This is a genomic window from Streptomyces europaeiscabiei, from assembly GCF_036346855.1.
GTDB lineage: Bacteria > Actinomycetota > Actinomycetes > Streptomycetales > Streptomycetaceae > Streptomyces > Streptomyces europaeiscabiei.
This window is the reverse complement of sequence record NZ_CP107841.1, coordinates 992,551-1,008,316: the sequence shown is the minus strand read 5'-3', so window position 1 is coordinate 1,008,316 and position 15,766 is coordinate 992,551. Positions and strand designations below refer to the sequence as shown.

Below are 15,766 nucleotides of genomic sequence, written 5' to 3'. Positions count from 1 at the left end.
CCTGAGTTACCGAGGGTGGGAGTGCTGACACCGATGCACAGATGTGGCCTACGAGCCCTGCGCGCAGTCCCGGCGGCCGTCGCCGTCGCGAGTGCCCTGATCCTGTTCCCGGCCCCCTCCGCGGTGGCCGCCGGCGGCTCCGCGACCGGCCCGGAGGACCAGAGGCTCACCGTTTCCAAATCCTCCGGACTCGACCCGAACGGCGAGACGGTCACCGTGTCCGGCACCGGCTACAACACCGAGAAGGGCGTCTACGTCGCCTTCTGCGTGGACAACGGTGCCGGCAGGACCCCCACTCCCTGTATCGGCGGCGTCGACATGTCCGGCGACTCCGGTTCCTCGGTGTGGATCTCCTCCAACCCGCCCTCGTACGGGGAGGGGCTGGCCGAGCCGTACAAGGGTGCCGGGCACAAGGGCACGTTCTCCGTGCAGGTCGAGGTGCGGGCCAAGGACGCCAACACGGACTGCGCCGAACCGGGTGTGACCTGTTCCGTGATCACCCGCAACGACCACACCAGGGGCGGTGACCAGAGCCAGACGGTCCGTATCCCGGTGACCTTCGCCGGGGCCGACAGCGGCAGCGGCGACGACTCCGGCGCCGACAGCACGGCGACCCCGTCGGCCGGAACGAGCGCGACCACCACCGGCGGCACCACCGGCGGCACGTCGGGCGACACGAACACGTCGGACGACCCGCTGGCCAGCACCGGCAGTGCCGCCGTGCCGCTGGGCATCACCGCGGTCGGGCTTGTCGCGGCCGGCGGGGCGGCCTGGGTCTGGGCGCGCCGACGCCGTACCACCACCGCGCCCGGCGGCGCGGGCCCGACCTGACGGCATGTCGACGTCAGCCGAACACAAGCCGGTCGACGCCCCGCGCAGGGGTGTCCCGTCGATCTCACGGTCGGCATTCCGGATTTCAGGGAGGACTTCGAGGTGATGAACAGACCTGGTGCCACCGCGACGGCGGCGGGCGCGCTGCTCGCCCTGCTCTGCCAAGGCACGGCGACGGCACAGGAGGGGGCAGGGGCCCCGGGTGCGGTGTCCGGCGGGTTCGTGAGCTGGGGCCCGACGTTCGGGGCGTCCACCGGCACCGACGTGACGGTGACGGCCGAGGCGCCCGCCGTGCGCGGCTCCGGCGGCCGGACCTGGTTCCCGGTCGACGGCGGCAGCGCGACCCCGAAAGCCGGGGACGCCGACGTCGGCTTCAACGGATCCATCCGTCTGGGCGGCACCGGCACCGGCGCCTTGACCCTCGGCGAGCTGCGCCTGCGGCTCGACGGCGGCACCGGCACGCTCGACGTGCGGGCCGAACGGGCGGGGGAGAGTGGCGACCTGACGCTGGCCGAGGTCGGCGCGGGCACCGCCGCGCCGACCGTGCGCAGCGGCGGCGCGACCTGGTCGGGCCTGCGGGTGTCGCTGACCGTGGAGGGCGCCGAGCTGCTCGCCGGGTGGAGCGGCCGATCGTACGCGGCGGGGGACGAACTCGCCCCGCTCGACGTGACCGTGGGCACGGGAGCCTCCGGTGCCGAACAGCAGCCGGAGGATGTGGCGGCCGACGAGTCCGGCGGCGGTGCCCCCTCGCCCACCCCGGACGCGAGCGACACGACGACCGGATCCGAGGGGGCGGAGCAGCGGGCGGAGACGACCCCCTCCGCGGCCGTGCGGCTCGCGAGCCTGGCCGCGGGCGCCGGACAACGGGTCACCGGCGAAGGGTTCGAGCCGGGTGAGGTCGTGCTGGTCGCGATCGACGACGACACCCGCTATCAGGCCGTGGCCGACGACTCGGGCGAGGTCGCCCGTGACTTCCCGGTCTACGACACGGCGGCCGAGGGTGCGCACACGGTCCGGCTGTACTCCGTGACCGGAGGTCGCGAGGCCGCCGCGCCGTTCACCGTGCTCGACGGCGAGGCGTCTTCCTGAGCGTCGGGAGCCGGTCAACACCGGTGACGTGAAGGTCTGTTGCGACTTCCTTTGCTTTCTGTTGACAAAGAGATCATGGGCAAGATTAGGTAAGCCTTCCCTAAGTGGAAATGGGACCGGCCGGCCTGTTCCCACTGGGGCAGGCGCGGGTCGCACGGCCCGTGCCTCCCCCCGCCCACCGCTTACGAGAAAGGTGCTCTCCTGATGAGAGTCGTTCCTTCCGCCCGTACCGCCGCCCGCGCCGGTCTCGCCGTCGCCGCCTCCGCCGCCCTGACCCTGGGCCTCGCCACCTCGGCCTCCGCCGCCACCTCGACCCGTACGATCGTCGACGGCAGCACCACCTACAACCTGTCCCTGACCGCGCCGAACACGGCCGCCGCGTCGGGCCAGGTCGTCACCGTCTCCGGCTCCGGCTACAACACGGCCCAGGGCATCTATGTCGGCCTCTGTGTCGTCAACGGCGCCCAGGGCGCCAACAAGCCCACCCCCTGCCTCGGCGGCCAGGACGAGTCCGGTTCCACCGGCGCCTCGCACTGGATCAACAACACGTTCGGCGGCCTGTTCGCCAACAGTTCCAAGTTCGGCACCGGCGGCACCTTCAGCGTCGACATCTTCGTCAAGGCCACCCTCGACGACGGCAGTGTCTGCGGCGAGGACGTCACCTGCGCGGTCGTGACCCGCGCCGACCACTTCGACAGCAACGACCGGAAGTACGACGTCCACGCCCCCGTCACCTTCCAGTAGCCACTCCTACGGCCGGGCCCTTCACCACGGGGCCCGGCCCCGGGACCTGTCCGGCGGCTTCGCCCGAGCGGGAGGGACCCCCATGGCCCCGCTCCTCGGCGTACCAGGGCACTGTCCCTTCCCTGCGACCTGATCCGCCGGACAGGCCCAGGCGTCCCCCGGGTGCGGGGCGCACCCGACGAATGAGGAACCCATGACAGACGACACGACGGACCGGCGGCGGCCGGGCGGCGCGGCCCGACCGCGGCTGAGACGCCCCGCGGCGCTCCTCGGAGCCGCCGCCCTGGTGGCCGCCGCGATCACGGCCGTCACGGTGAGCACCGCCGCCCAGGCCGCCGACACCCCCAGGACCGGCCTCGGCTCGAACGGCCAGAAACTGACCGTCTCGGCTTCCGCGAACCTGGATCCCGACGATGAGACGCTGAGGGTCACCGGCTCCGGCTACGACACGTCCAAGGCCATCTACGTCGCCCTGTGCAAGGACAACGGCGACGGCAAGATCCCCTCGCCCTGCATCGGGGGCGCCGACGAGAGCGGCACCGGCAACTCCTCGCACTGGATCGTCCCCAAGGGCGACCAGTACGAGGGCAACCTCGCCATCGCCTGGGGCGAGGGCGGCACCTTCGACGTCGAGATCGGCATCAAGGCCAAGGACAACGGCGTCGACTGCACCCAGGTCGTCTGTTCCGTCGTCACCCGCGTCGACCACCGCAACTCGGGCGACCGCTCCCAGGACGTCCGCGTCCCCGTCACCTTCGAGGGCCAGGACACCGGCGGCGGGGACGACGGCGGCGAGGGCGAGGACGTGCCCGCCGGCACGGTCGGCTACGTCGAGTCCGCCGCGTTCACGGCGGCCGGCCAGGTCAACGACCTTCTGCTGCACCCGGAGTCCAAGAAGCTGTACGCGGGTTCGGACAACTTCGCCGCCTCCGGGGACGTCGACGAGCGCGGCCTGCACGTCCTCGACCCGGCGGACGGCAAGAGCCTCGGTCACATCGCCCAGGCCCCGGGCACCACCGGCACGCTCGCTCCCCGGGCCGTCGTACGGATCGCCGCCCCGCTCTCCGGTGACGGCGCCGTCCTTCAGTTCGCGCTGCGCGGCATCGGCACCGCCAAGCCCGGCGATGCGGCCGTCGCCGGCAAGTGGATCATCGGCGCCAACATCACCGGGATCGGCCCCGGCACCAAGGACACCACCGTCCTGGTCGCCCAGGGAGAGCAGCTCTCCGAGGCCGACATCGCCACCGCCGTCCCGCTGGAGAACCGCACCCTCACCCTTCAGGGCGGCTCCGTGCTCGGCGCCGACCAGGCGCACAGGGCCGCCTGGTCGGCAGGATCCGCCGGAGGCACCCTGCGCCGCGTCGACACCGACTCCTTCACCGTCACCGCCACTGCCGAACTCCCCTCCGCGAACGTCCAGTTCGTCGAGGCGGACCCGGCCACCGGCAACGCCTGGGTCGGCAGCGGCGACACCGTGCGCGTCTACGACAAGGACGCCAAGTTCCTGAAGGCGATCGAGGGGCCGGACGACGCCGCCGACATCGCCTTCGACACCGCAACCGGCCGTGCCTTCGTCGTCTGGCAGGACAACGGCGACTCCGGCAACGGCGGCGACAACACCAGCCACCTCGGCGTGTACGACACCACCACCTACGCGGAGGCCGCCGCGTCCACGAAGCTGGCGGACAACGACTCCCAGAACGGCTCGGCCTCCGTCGCCGTCGCCCCGGGCGGCACCACCGTCTACGTCAGCAGCCCCTCCGAGGGCGAGATCACCAAGCTCGACCGCCGGATGTCCCCCAGGGTCACCCAGTCCCCGACCGACAGGACCGTGGCACCGGGCGACGAGGTCTCGTTCGTCGCGGCGGCCGAGGGCACACCCGAACCCACCGTGAAGTGGGAGGTCAGTGTCAACGGGGGCCAGACCTGGTCCGTGGTCGAGGGCGCGACGAAGAACACGTACACCTTCAAGGCGAAGGCGGCGCACGACGGTTACGAGTACCGCGCCGTGTTCACCAACGTCGTGGGCACCACCCGCACCTCGCCCTTCACCCTCACCGTCACCGAGGCCGACGACACCACCGGCGGTGGCGACGGGGACGGGGACGGCGGGGACGACGAGCCCTCCGGCACGAAGACCGTCACCGGTTCCGACGGCCAGAAGCTCACCGTCACCCCGGTCAACAACCTCGCCACCGAGAAGCAGACCCTGAAGGTCACCGGCTCCGGCTACGACGAGGACAAGGGCATCTACGTCGCCCTCTGCGTCGACAACGGCGCCGGTGAACTGCCCACCCCGTGCATCGGCGGCGTCGACATGACCGGCGGGTCGCACTCCTCCGCATGGATCTCCTCCAACCCGCCGGACTACGGCGAGGAGTTGGCGATCCCGTACGAGGACGGCGGCACGTTCGAGGTCGAGCTGACCGTCGATGCCAAGGACGAGTACACCGACTGCTTCAAGGCCGATTGTGTCCTCGCCACCCGCGCGGACCACACCCTGTCCGGCGACCGCTCGCAGGACGTCAAGGTCCCGGTCGCCTTCGTCGGCCAGGACCCGGTGGACACCGACGACGGCGGCGACGACGGTGACAGCGGCGGCGACACCGGCGGCGCCACGTCCACCGGCGGCACCAGCAGCGGTTCCACGTCCGGCGGAGGCAGCGGCAGCACCTCCGGCGGCGGCACGGGCGGTACCACGACCACCGGAGGCGGCGGCAGCCTCGCCACCACCGGCCTGACCGTCCTCGGTGTGGCCGCCTCGGCCGCGGCGCTCACCGTGACGGGCTGGATCCTGCACCGCCGGGCGCGGGCGACGGGGCGCGGCACGGCGGCCTGATCCACCCGGACAAGAACCGGAACAGAACGAGAGCCCGGTCCGCCGAGCATGTCGGCGGACCGGGCTCTCGGGCGTCTCACCCCGACGCCACGATCCAGTCGTACGCCTCCCGCGCCGCGAACTCCCGCTGCCCGCCCCGCACGAGCAGCCCCGCCGTCGCGAACGCCGGGTCGTCCGCCTGGTCGGCGACATAGGGAATCGCGACGCACCGCATCCCGGCCGCGTGGGCGGCTGCCGCGCCCGGCGCCGCGTCCTCCAGGACGACACAGTCGGCCGGGGCGACGCCCAGGCGGCGGGCGGCCTCCAGAAACACATCGGGCGCCGGCTTGCCGCGGTCGACCTCCTCCGCCGACACCATGGTCCGCACGAACGCGTCGAGCCCCGTGCCGCCGAGGACCACCTCGATCGCCTCGCGCGACGACCCCGAGGCCACGGCCATGGGCGCCCCCTCGGCCGCCAGCAGCTCCACGAACTTCCGCATCTCGGGGAAGACCGGGGTGGAGGCACGGGCCCGCTCCAGATAGCGGCGGTTCAACTCGTCGACGAGCCCGGCGCGCGGCGCCTCGATCGCGTACTTCTTCTGCCAGAGGCCCAGCGTCTCCCAGGTGCTGATGCCGACGTACCGCGTGTTGTCCCGCCAGGTGTAACCCGGTGCTCCATGGGCGGCGAGCAACTCACGTGAGGCCTCGAAGTAGTTGGGCTCGCTGTCCACGAGTGTTCCGTCGAGATCGAAGATGACCGCAGTGCTGCCGAGCGTGCTGATGGACTTCAGCATGTCAGCAGTCAGCTTCTGGCCGGTCTGCCCGCTCCCGAGCCGATCGACTCCACCAGGGGCGACAACCGGTACGGCACCCGCTCCCGCAGCGCCACCTCCGTACGCGTGCGCACCACGCCCGGCAGGCTGATCAGCGCCTGGATGACGTCCTCCAGATGCGCGTTGTCCCGGGCCACGACCCGTGTCAGGAGATCGCCGCCGCCCGTGATCGAGAACGCCTCGATGATCTCCGGTACGGCCGCCAGCGCGTCCCCCACGTCGTCGAGGTGCCCCTGGGTCACCTCGATGTGCACGAAGGCGAGCACCGGGTGACCGAGCGCGGCGGGGGAGAGCGACGGGCTGGTACCGGTGATCACACCGTCGCGTTCCAGCCGGTCGAGGCGGGCCTGGAGGGTGCCCCGGGCGACGCCGAGGATGCGGGCGTACTCCCGCACGCTGGTGCGCGGCTGCTCCAGCAGCAGCCGCAGGATGCGGGTGTCGAGCTCGTCCACGGCCATGGTCCGTTGGCCTCTCTCCGGCATGCGGCGATCGGGAGAAACTGTACCAATGGCCCAGTCGCCCGGACGCCGGTTGAGCCATCGGAACTCTGATGCTTTCCTGATGACCATCGATGGCGCCGCGCAGCGCAGGACGGCAATGAGGCCGGTCCGTGCCCGCGGCGCCATTTCCGTGCCGTGAGGGCGTGGTCGATCTCGAAGGGCCCCGCACGGGCCGAAACCGAACGGGAGAGGGGCGGGCGGCCGGCGGTGAAGAGGATGTTCATGGCTCCGGACCCGGGGCTGCTGCGGCTGCGGGTCTCACTGCGGGCGGTGCTCGCCATCGGCCTCGCGGTGGCCGCGTCCGAGCTGGCCGGGCTGTCGCTGACCGCGTCGATCACGGGCGGGCTCGCGGCGCTCCTCGCACTGTTCACGGTCGCCGATCCGACGGTGCGCGGCCAGGCGGTCACCACCGCGCTGCTGCCCGCCGCGGGCTTCCCGGTCCTGGCCCTCGCGACGGTGCTGCACGACGTGCCCGCGCTGCGCGACGCGGTCTGGCTTGTCGTGATCTTCTGCGGCGTGCACGCCCGCCGCTGGGGCCCGCGCGGCCACGCGCTCGGCATCTTCGCCTTCATGACCTTCTTCGTCACCCAGTTCCTGCACGCCGTCCCCGGCCAACTGCACGAGCTGTACACGGCGATGACCCTGGCGCTGGCCGCCTCCTCGGCCGTGCGCTTCGGCGTCTGGTGCATCGAGCGGCGCCGCCCGCCGGCCCCGGCCCCCGCCCCGGGCGACGGCCGCGGACTGGCCCGGTCCACCACCCGCCAGGCTTTCCAGACGAGCGCCGCCTGCGCCTTCGCGATGGCCGCAGGGCAGGTCCTCTCGCAGGAACGCTGGTACTGGGCCGTCGGCACCGCCTGGTGGATCTTCGTGAACACCACCTCGCGCGGCGAGACCCTGGTCCGCGGCTTCCGACGCGTCCTCGGCACGGTCACCGGAATCCTCGTCGGCCTCCTGGTCGCCGTTCCCCTGCACGGCTCCCCGGCGCCCACCGCCGCACTGGTCGCCGTGTGCGTCTTCGGCATCTTCTACACGGCCGCCGTGTCGTACTCCTGGATGATGCTGTGCGTCACCGTCATGGCGGGCCTGCTCTACGGCCTCCTCGGCGTCCTGGATCCGGCACTCCTCGGCCTCCGCCTGGCGCAGACGGGGGTCGGCGCGCTCGGGGCCGCGCTCGCCGTGGCGCTGATCCTGCCGGTCACCACGCACGCCGTCACCGACCGCTGGGTGCGGCGGGCCCTGCACGCGGTGCACGGCTGCACCGCGACAGCGGCCCGACGCCTGGCGGGGGACCCGGCCGCGGACCCGGCACCGCGCGTGGCGGAGCTGGAGGCGCTCCTCGGACGCGTACGGATGTCCCTCGCGCCCCTGGTCCACCCGCTCAACCCGCTGCGCCCGCGCAAGGAACGGGCCCGCCGGGTGCTCGCCCTGCTCGACGAGTGCGCCCGGGAGACCCGTGGCCTCGCTGCCGTCGCCGCTGACCCTGACGCCTCCCACGACGCCCGTCTCACCGCTGCCTGCCGCCGTGTCGAGTCGGCCGTCGAGGCCCTGGTCGGCGCGGTGCCCGAGCGCCCCGCCCCGGCGCACGCGGCCACCCCCGGTCATCACCCGCGCGCCGATCAGGCCCTCGCCCACCTTCAGGCCCTGGAACGGGCCCTCGCGGAACTGGCCCACCCCTTGCACGCCTCCGCCCCGGCCCGCGCCTGACCGGTCCGACCCCAGGGGTGCGTTCTCGGCAGTGGGAGAGTTGGGAAGGCCGGCCACACAGGTTCCCGCGCCTCTCAAAAGCCCCGGGCGCACCCCGTGCTGCCAAGGGGCGCGGGGAACTGCGCGAGCAACCCCACACGACCCGCACGCGCCGATGCACCTCACCCCCGAGCTCTATGGCGCGCGGGGTCTTAAGGGGCGGCAGCCCCTGGGGACGGGACGGGACGGGTAGGGGCGGCGGGGGCGCAACCCATCTGGTCTAGACCTGCTGTTACCCTCGCCCGCACAAGGGCGAGCGGTGAGGGGACGGGCAATGGCACCAGCGACGACGGCACGCGGCAGGCGACGGCGGGCCTACATCGGGTCGTTCACGTCGGCGGGCGGCCTCGGCGTCCTCGCCGCCGCGGTGGACGAGGAGAGCGGCGCACTGACCGTCCTCGGCGGCGCAAACGACGTCCCCGACCCGTCCCACCTCGCCCTCTCGCCGGACGGGGACACCCTCTACGCGGTCAGCGAGCGGCCCGAGGGAACCGTGGCCGTCTACCGGGTGACGGGCGACAGGCCCGAGTTGACCGGACCCCCGGTGGCGGTCGGTGACGGTCCCACCCATCTGTGTCTGCACGACGGCCACGTACTGACCGCCGACTACGGCTCCGGCAGCGTCACCGCCGTCCCCCTGCGCCCCGACGGCACCCTCGCGGCCTCCGCGTCCGGAACGCTCCGGCACACCGCGTCGGAGCCCGGCCCCCGCAGCCCGCAGGAACCGCACGCCCACCAGGTGCTGCCCGCCCCCGGCGGGCACCGCTTCCTCGCCGTCGACCTCGGCACGGACTCGGTGCGGGTGTGCGGGCTGGAGGGCGGCGTCCCCGTCGTGCACCGCGAGACGGCGCTGAGGCCGGGCTCGGGACCGCGCCACCTCGCCTTCCACCCCGGCGGACCGGGCGGTTCGTACGTCTACGTGCTGAACGAACTCGCCCCCACGGTGACCGTGTGCCGCTGGAACGCCTCTGACGGCCTGCTGGAGGCGCTGGGAGAGGTGTCGGTGCTTCAGGAAGCCCCGGAGGGCGACGCGTACCCCTCGGGCGTCGTGGTGTCCCCCGACGGTCGGTTCGTGTGGACGGCCACCCGCGGTACGGACGTCGTGTCCGTGCTCGCCGTCGAGGGCGCCGGGCTGCGCCTGGTCACGACCGTGCCCTGCGGCGGCCACTGGCCGCGCGCCCTCACGTACGCGGCCGGGAGGCTGTACGTGGCCAACGAGCGCTCCGGCGACGTCACCTGGTTCACGGTCGACCCGGTCACGGGTGTACCGGTACGCGGTGGTTCGATCGAGGCGCCCGCGGCTGCCTGCGTCGTCCTGGACGTCTGAGAGAGCCCGCACGACATCGGTGTGCGTACGGCCGAGGGCCCGCTCCTACGAGAGGAGCGGGCCCTCGGCGGTACGGGTCGCGGTCCGGGATCACTGCACCGGACTTCAGCGGACCGGCATGCCCTGCGGCTGCTGCGGCGCGATGCCGAGCGCGGTGGTGTACTTGCCGAGCGCCAGCTTGCCGATCGCCGGGTAGGGGCCGAGCGCCTCGGCGGCGGAGCAGCCCGCCTCCTTCGCGGCGGCCTCGATCAGGCCGGCGTCGATCTCCGGCCCTATCAGGTACGGCGCGAGCGCCAGCTGCTGTGAGCCCGAGGAGCGCAGCTGCTCGGCCACGGAGGTGATCGAGCCCTCCTGGTCGAGAGCGGCGGCCATCACCGGCACGGCGAGCCGCGCGGCCAGCAGCATGCCCGTGATCCCGGCGGCCTGCACGGCCTCCTCGCCGCCCACGGTGGCCAGGACGATGCCGTCCGCGGCGGTGGCGACGGTGAACAGCCGGGCCCGGTCGGCACGCGCCAGACCGGCCTCGGACAGGCGCACGTGCAGAGCCTCGGCGAGCAGCGGGTGCGGGCCGAGAACGTCGGTCAGCTCGGCCGCGATACGGCTCTCCATGACGGCCTGGCGGACCTGGCGCAGCGTGGCGCTGTCCGGACCGGCCAGCAGGGGCACGACGACGGCGACGAGGCCGTCCGGCTCCTTGACGTCCAGGCCGGCGGCGCGCGCCTGCTCGTAACGGGCGGTGCGCTCCTCGGCGGCACGTGTGAGCACCGACTGCAGTGTGGGGAACTCGTCGGCGCCACCGTCGACGTAACCGATGCGGGCGTCGAGGCCGGGCAGCTCGGAACGCGCGATGCTCACGACCTCCTCGGCGAGGCTGCGCGTGGCGGCGCTGGGCGTGCCGGGCACCGCGAGGACGAGCGCGGGCGCGCCCTCGGGAGCCGCCAGGGGCTCCGGGCGGCGGTGCCGCCCGGGCTGGCGGGGTCGCGGCATTCGTACTGGCAGGCCGGACGCGGGCCCAGTGGGGGAGCTCATGGCGCCGCATGTTACTGGCTTCTTGGGCTCCCCTGTTCGGGGAGGGTGCAGGTGAACGGTATCCGTCCGGATTTGTCTGATGAGTTACGGGCCGATCAGGACCGATCAATGCCGCATTTATCTGCCGAGAGGTGCTCTTGGGGGTGCACGGTAATGCTTGTCCGACAAGCGGAAATGCTCCCCGTTTCAGGTACTATTTTTCAGCCACCACGTACAACATCCGCTCGTCGTACGGCAACTCGAGTCCCTCACCCGCCAGCGCGACCGCGATACGCACGGCGCCGACCAGCGGATCCCCCTCCGCCGACACCCGCGGCGCGTGCGGCAACCGCTTCGCCAACTCCGCCTCCAGGGGCACGAGCAGCGGACCGCCCAGCTTGGACAGGCCGCCGGTCAGGGCCACTCGGGGCTCGCCCGAGGCCGGGCAGACGGCGGCCGCAGCGTCGGCCATGTGCCGGGCCGCCTCGCGCAGGATCTCCGCCGCCACCGGGTCGTCCCCGGCGCAGGCGGCAACCTCGGGCGCGAACGACGCGAGGACCGCCGGGCGGTCCGGTCTCGGGTAGAGCAGGCCGGGCAGCCCGTCCATCGGGCCGAACACCTCCTCGGCGCGCGCCAGCAGCCGGGCCGAACCACCGGTCCGCCCGTCGTACGCCCGCAGTGCCGCTTCCAGCCCGGCCCGCCCGATCCACGCCCCGCCGCCGCAGTCCCCGAGCAGGTGGCCCCAGCCGTCCGCCCGACGCCAGCTCCGCAGATCCGTGCCGATCGCGATGAGCCCCGTACCGGCGGCGATCACCGCGCCCGGCCGTACACCGAGGGCGCCGGTGTAGGCGGTGACCGCGTCGGCCGCCAGCGCGATCCGCCGGGCCCCCAGCTCGCGCGACAGCGCCGACGGCAGCTCGGCACGCAGCTGTTCGCCGAGCGTCGCGAACCCGGCGGCCCCGACGGCCACCGCGGCGGGGTGCTCGCACCCGGCGTCGTCGAGCAACCGCCGTGCCAGGGGCAGCAACCGCTCCAGCAGATGCCCGGCGTCGATGCCGCGCGCCCCGGTCCGCACCGGCTCCCCGGACGCCGTCGGCCCACCGAGCACCTCGGTGCCCCGGGCCAGCGCCACCCGCATTCCGGAGCCACCGGAGTCCACGGCGAGCACGACGGGGGGCTCGCCGCCGGTCATGGCAGGCGCCAGTCCACGGGAGCACCGCCCTGCCTCGTGAGCAGGTCGTTGGCGCGGCTGAAGGGACGGGAGCCGAAGAAGCCCCGGTCGGCGGACATGGGGGAGGGGTGGGCGGACTCGATGGACGGGAGGTCGCCCAGCAGCGGCCGGAGGTTGCGGGCGTCACGGCCCCACAGGATGGACACCAGGGGACGCCCACGCGCGGCCAGCGCCCGGATCGCCTGCTCGGTGACCTCCTCCCAGCCCTTGCCCCGGTGCGCGGCCGGCTTGCGCGGGGCCGTGGTGAGCGCCCTGTTGAGCAGCAGCACGCCCTGCTGCGTCCAGGGCGTCAGGTCACCGTTGGACGGCTGGGAGAGCCCCAGGTCGGTGTTCAGCTCCCGGTAGATGTTGAGCAGGCTGCCCGGCAGCGGCCGCACCTCCGGCGCGACCGAGAAGGACAGCCCCACCGCGTGCCCCGGAGTCGGATAGGGGTCCTGCCCGACGATGAGGACGCGGACGTCGTCGAAGGGCTGCTGGAAGGCCCGTAGGACGTTGGATCCGGCGGGGAGATAGGTGCGCCCCGCGGCGATCTCCCCGCGCAGGAAGTCGCCCATCTCGGCGATCCTCCCGGCCACGGGTTCGAGGGCCTTCGCCCAGCCGGATTCGACGATCTCATGCAACGGTCGTGGTGCCACGGCGTCACCCTACTGCCGTAACGGTCATGACGATCAACCGGTGGCCGACGGGTGATCGATAGCGACCGTCCCGATGTCGAACACGACCGTTTCCGGGCCGACTTGGTGGACGGTACGGGCGCACGACGGACGACGTGAACGACCCGACCGGCGATGTGGACAACCGGCTTTCTCCCTGCTCTCCTTCCGTCTCCGTGTCAGCCGACGACCGCCGCGCGTACGCACAGCACGTCCGGCAGGTGCGACACCAACTGCCGCCAGCTGTCGCCGTCGTCGGCCGACGCGTACACCTCGCCGTTGCGGTTGCCGAAGTACACGCCGGCCGGGTCGGCGTCGTCGGTGCACATCGCGTCGCGCAGCACCGTGCCGTAGTGGTTCTCCGTAGGCAGCCCCGCCGACAGCGGCTCCCAGCTCTTTCCCGCGTCGGCCGTCCGGAAGACCCGGCAGCGGTGGTCGGCCGGGACGCGGTCCGCGTCGGCGTTGATCGGAAACACGTAGGCGGTGTCACCGCGGTGCGGATGGGCGACCGCCGTGAACCCGAACGTGGAGGGCAGGCCCTCGCCGATGTCCTCCCAGTGCCCGCCCGCGTCGTCGCTGCGATACACCCCCCAGTGGTTCTGCAGATACAGCCGGTCGGGGGTCGCGGCGTCCCGGGTCACCTTGTGCACGCACTGCCCGAACTCCGGGTTCGGGTCCGGCAGGAACACCGCGGAGACACCGGAGTTGGAGGGAGCCCAGCTCGCCCCGCCGTCCTCGGTGCGGAACACCCCGGCGGTGGAGACGGCCACGGTCATCGCGCGCGCGTCGCGCCGGTCGGTGAGGATCGTGTGCAGGCCCTCGCCACCCCCGCCCGGCACCCACCTGTCGCGGGTCGGGTGCTCCCACAGCGGCCGTACCAGCTCGAAGGTCACCCCCCGGTCCTCGGAGCGGTACAGCGCGGCCGGTTCTGTGCCCGCGTACACCACGTCCGGCTCGGCGGCCGACGGGTGCAGCTGCCACACGCGCTCCAGCGAGGCCCCGGTGTCCTTGGGGAACTTGACGGCCGGCCGGGCGGGTTCGGTCCAGGTGCGGCCGAGGTCGTCGGAGTGGAAGACGGAGGGGCCCCAGTGGGCACTGTCGCCGCCGACGAGCAGTCGGGGGGTGTCCGTACGGGTGTCGACGGCGATCGCGTAGACCGCCTGCGCGTTGAAGTACGGGGTCTCGTCGAACTCCCATGCGCCGCTGCGCCGCCGTCCGATGAACAATCCCTTGCGCGTGCCTACCGTGAGCAGTACGTCAGCCATCTCGGCCACCTCCTGGACATCGTCGTCTCAGTCACGGGCCAGTCTGCACCCCACCACTGACAGTCACCCCTTGAGACGCCTTCGCAGCAGGTCAGCGGGCGTGGAGGCGGCTCGTGCACGGGCCTGGGACCGCCCGGGCGGGGCGGGGTGACCCACATCGCATGAGCAGGGGGAGGGCCGCCGCCGTATGGGAGAGCGGTCCGGCAGTCCTGCGTGTGCGAGGGAGGGTGCCCCCGATGGTGGCATTCCGTGGTCCGAAGGTGTGGTTGTGGCGATGGCGGCGTAACCCGCTCAGAAGGCGCAGCGACCGGCTGGAGTCCTGGGTCGTGCTGATCACCTGGACCCTGACACTGTTCGGCGGGGTGGCCATGGGCCTCATGGCCGCCGACTCCGTCGAGTCCGGCCTCGCCCGGCAGCGCGCCGAGTGGCGGCCCGTCGACGCGGTCCTCACCGAGGACGCGCCGGAGCCGTCCGGCCCGAGCGGTACGGGCACGGAGAAGGTGTGGGGCAAGGTCCGCTGGACGGCGCCGGACGGCTCCGCCCACGAGGGGCAGGCCCGGGTCGATCCCGCGAGCATGATGGGAGCCCCGGTCACCGTCTGGACGGACGCCGAGGGCCTTTTGGTCACCAAGCCTGCCGGCGAGTCCCAGGCCCGGTTGCGCGCCGCGCTCGTCGGTGGTCTCGCGGGCGTGTTCGTGGCCGCCGTGCCCTTGGTGGGCGGCCGACTCGTGCGCGGCCGTATGGAGCGGCGGCGGATGGACCAGTGGGACGAGGAGTGGGAGCGGATCGGCCCGCTCTGGGAGCGCAAGATCTGGTGAGGACGGGCGGGGCGCGGCCGTGACGGCGATCGCCCCGCGCACGGCCGGCGGCCGGACGAGGCCCGTGGGGGGAGGCTTCGTCCGGCCGCCGGGGGACTCACCGGTGGGTGATGAGCGGTCTCACCTGTAGGTGATGTCCGAGGAGGAGTACAAGCAGTTGGTGCTGTCGGGGCCGGTGCCGGCGGTGGCGTTGTTGTTGTACTTCTGGCACGGGACGACCTTGCGGCCACTGTCGTTGAGGATCGTGATCCTCCGCAGGGTCGCGACGTCGCCCCGGTTGACGTTGATGCCGACGAGCCGCGCGGTGGAGCCCGTCCCGGTCACCTCGATGTTGTTGAGGTTCACCTTGCGGGTGTACTGCGTGGAGCAGTCGCCGCACGAGCGGTACAGCGTCTTGAACTCGCTGACCGCGAAGTTGGAGATGTTCAGGGTGCCGGGCCCGTTGTGCTGGAAGACCTTGTCCGCCGCCTTCTTGGCGCCCCCGCCGGTCACCGTGTAGGTGGAGCCGCCCCGGAAGGTCGCCGCGTCCTCGCCGACGTCCTCCCACCACACGTTCTGCAGCGTGCAGTTGCCCTCGCAGTGGATGCCGTCGGCGCCGGGTGCGCCGATGATGACGTTCTTCAGCGTCGCGCCGGCCGCGAGCTTGAAGATCGGGTCCTGGCCCTCCTCCTGCCCGTCGCCGGCCAGGGCGCCGCTGCCGTAGTAGCGGACCATGCCGCCGTCCCGGGTGCCGGACACCGAGATGGTGGAGGACACCGGCTGACTGCCGTTCGCGGACGGCCAGGTGGCGGCGTTCGCCGGAGTTGCTCCGCTAGTCATGATCATGCCAAAGGAGAGGCTGAACGCGGCGAACGTGCCGGTCAGCGCGCGGGTGCGGGCCCGCGGGCGTGCTGCAGAAGTCATG

14 protein-coding genes are annotated in these 15,766 nt (G+C 72.8%); 7 read left to right on the top strand and 7 right to left on the bottom strand.

Going from position 1 to position 15,766, the window contains the following annotated elements; genetic code table 11:
- Positions 1-33: 33 nt before the first annotated feature.
- From OG858_RS04705 to OG858_RS04690, 4 genes are all read left to right on the top strand, one after another.
- Positions 34-831, top strand: a complete 798-nt coding sequence (locus OG858_RS04705) for an LPXTG cell wall anchor domain-containing protein (RefSeq protein ID WP_319065167.1) — start codon at positions 34-36, stop codon at positions 829-831.
- Between the two features lie 105 nt (positions 832-936).
- On the top strand, positions 937-1,920 hold the full coding sequence (locus OG858_RS04700; RefSeq protein WP_327743128.1) for an HtaA domain-containing protein: 984 nt from the start codon (positions 937-939) through the stop codon (positions 1,918-1,920).
- 204 nt (positions 1,921-2,124) lie between these two features.
- Positions 2,125-2,664, top strand: a complete 540-nt coding sequence (locus OG858_RS04695) for a hypothetical protein (RefSeq protein WP_327743127.1) — start codon at positions 2,125-2,127, stop codon at positions 2,662-2,664.
- Positions 2,665-2,857: 193 nt separating this feature from the next.
- Entirely contained in the window at positions 2,858-5,503 is a 2,646-nt protein-coding gene (locus tag OG858_RS04690; RefSeq protein WP_319262028.1) for an immunoglobulin I-set domain protein, read from the top strand.
- 76 nt (positions 5,504-5,579) lie between these two features.
- Here the strand turns inward: OG858_RS04690 and OG858_RS04685 are convergent, their stop codons facing one another.
- Together OG858_RS04685 and OG858_RS04680 are read right to left on the bottom strand one after the other, a co-directional pair.
- The gene (locus tag OG858_RS04685; protein ID WP_086752752.1) at positions 5,580-6,266 is read right to left on the bottom strand and encodes an HAD family hydrolase; all 687 of its coding nucleotides are present in this window, start codon (positions 6,264-6,266) and stop codon (positions 5,580-5,582) included.
- Between the two features lie 20 nt (positions 6,267-6,286).
- Positions 6,287-6,775, bottom strand: a complete 489-nt coding sequence (locus OG858_RS04680; RefSeq protein WP_319065248.1) for an Lrp/AsnC family transcriptional regulator — start codon at positions 6,773-6,775, stop codon at positions 6,287-6,289.
- Positions 6,776-7,033: 258 nt separating this feature from the next.
- Here OG858_RS04680 and OG858_RS04675 point away from each other — a divergent pair, with 258 nt between their 5' ends.
- Both OG858_RS04675 and OG858_RS04670 read left to right on the top strand, forming a co-directional pair.
- Positions 7,034-8,521, top strand: a complete 1,488-nt coding sequence (locus tag OG858_RS04675) for an FUSC family protein (protein ID WP_319262025.1) — start codon at positions 7,034-7,036, stop codon at positions 8,519-8,521.
- A gap of 313 nt (positions 8,522-8,834) precedes the next feature.
- On the top strand, positions 8,835-9,887 hold the full coding sequence (locus OG858_RS04670; protein WP_327723287.1) for a lactonase family protein: 1,053 nt from the start codon (positions 8,835-8,837) through the stop codon (positions 9,885-9,887).
- 105 nt (positions 9,888-9,992) lie between these two features.
- Here OG858_RS04670 and OG858_RS04665 read toward each other — a convergent pair whose 3' ends face one another.
- The 4 genes from OG858_RS04665 to OG858_RS04650 all read right to left on the bottom strand — a co-directional run bounded on the left by OG858_RS04665 (position 9,993) and on the right by OG858_RS04650 (position 14,044).
- On the bottom strand, positions 9,993-10,916 hold the full coding sequence (locus OG858_RS04665) for a sirohydrochlorin chelatase (RefSeq protein WP_086750965.1): 924 nt from the start codon (positions 10,914-10,916) through the stop codon (positions 9,993-9,995).
- 193 nt (positions 10,917-11,109) lie between these two features.
- Positions 11,110-12,087 (bottom strand): N-acetylglucosamine kinase, encoded by a 978-nt coding sequence (locus OG858_RS04660; protein WP_319315960.1) that lies wholly within the window; start codon positions 12,085-12,087, stop codon positions 11,110-11,112.
- Entirely contained in the window at positions 12,084-12,761 is a 678-nt protein-coding gene (locus OG858_RS04655) for a uracil-DNA glycosylase (protein WP_037690795.1), read from the bottom strand. The genes OG858_RS04660 and OG858_RS04655 overlap by 4 nt, the downstream gene beginning before the upstream one ends.
- 197 nt (positions 12,762-12,958) lie before the next feature.
- The gene (locus OG858_RS04650; protein ID WP_086753257.1) at positions 12,959-14,044 is read right to left on the bottom strand and encodes a WD40/YVTN/BNR-like repeat-containing protein; all 1,086 of its coding nucleotides are present in this window, start codon (positions 14,042-14,044) and stop codon (positions 12,959-12,961) included.
- A 236-nt stretch (positions 14,045-14,280) separates the two neighbouring features.
- Between OG858_RS04650 and OG858_RS04645 the strand changes: the two genes are divergently transcribed.
- Positions 14,281-14,862, top strand: coding sequence for an Rv1733c family protein (locus tag OG858_RS04645; protein ID WP_086753255.1), 582 nt, complete (start codon positions 14,281-14,283; stop codon positions 14,860-14,862).
- 120 nt (positions 14,863-14,982) lie between these two features.
- On the opposite strand, the gene OG858_RS04640 is transcribed toward OG858_RS04645, so the two are convergent.
- Positions 14,983-15,765 (bottom strand): pectate lyase, encoded by a 783-nt coding sequence (locus OG858_RS04640; RefSeq protein ID WP_086753253.1) that lies wholly within the window; start codon positions 15,763-15,765, stop codon positions 14,983-14,985.
- Position 15,766: the final 1 nt, after the last annotated feature.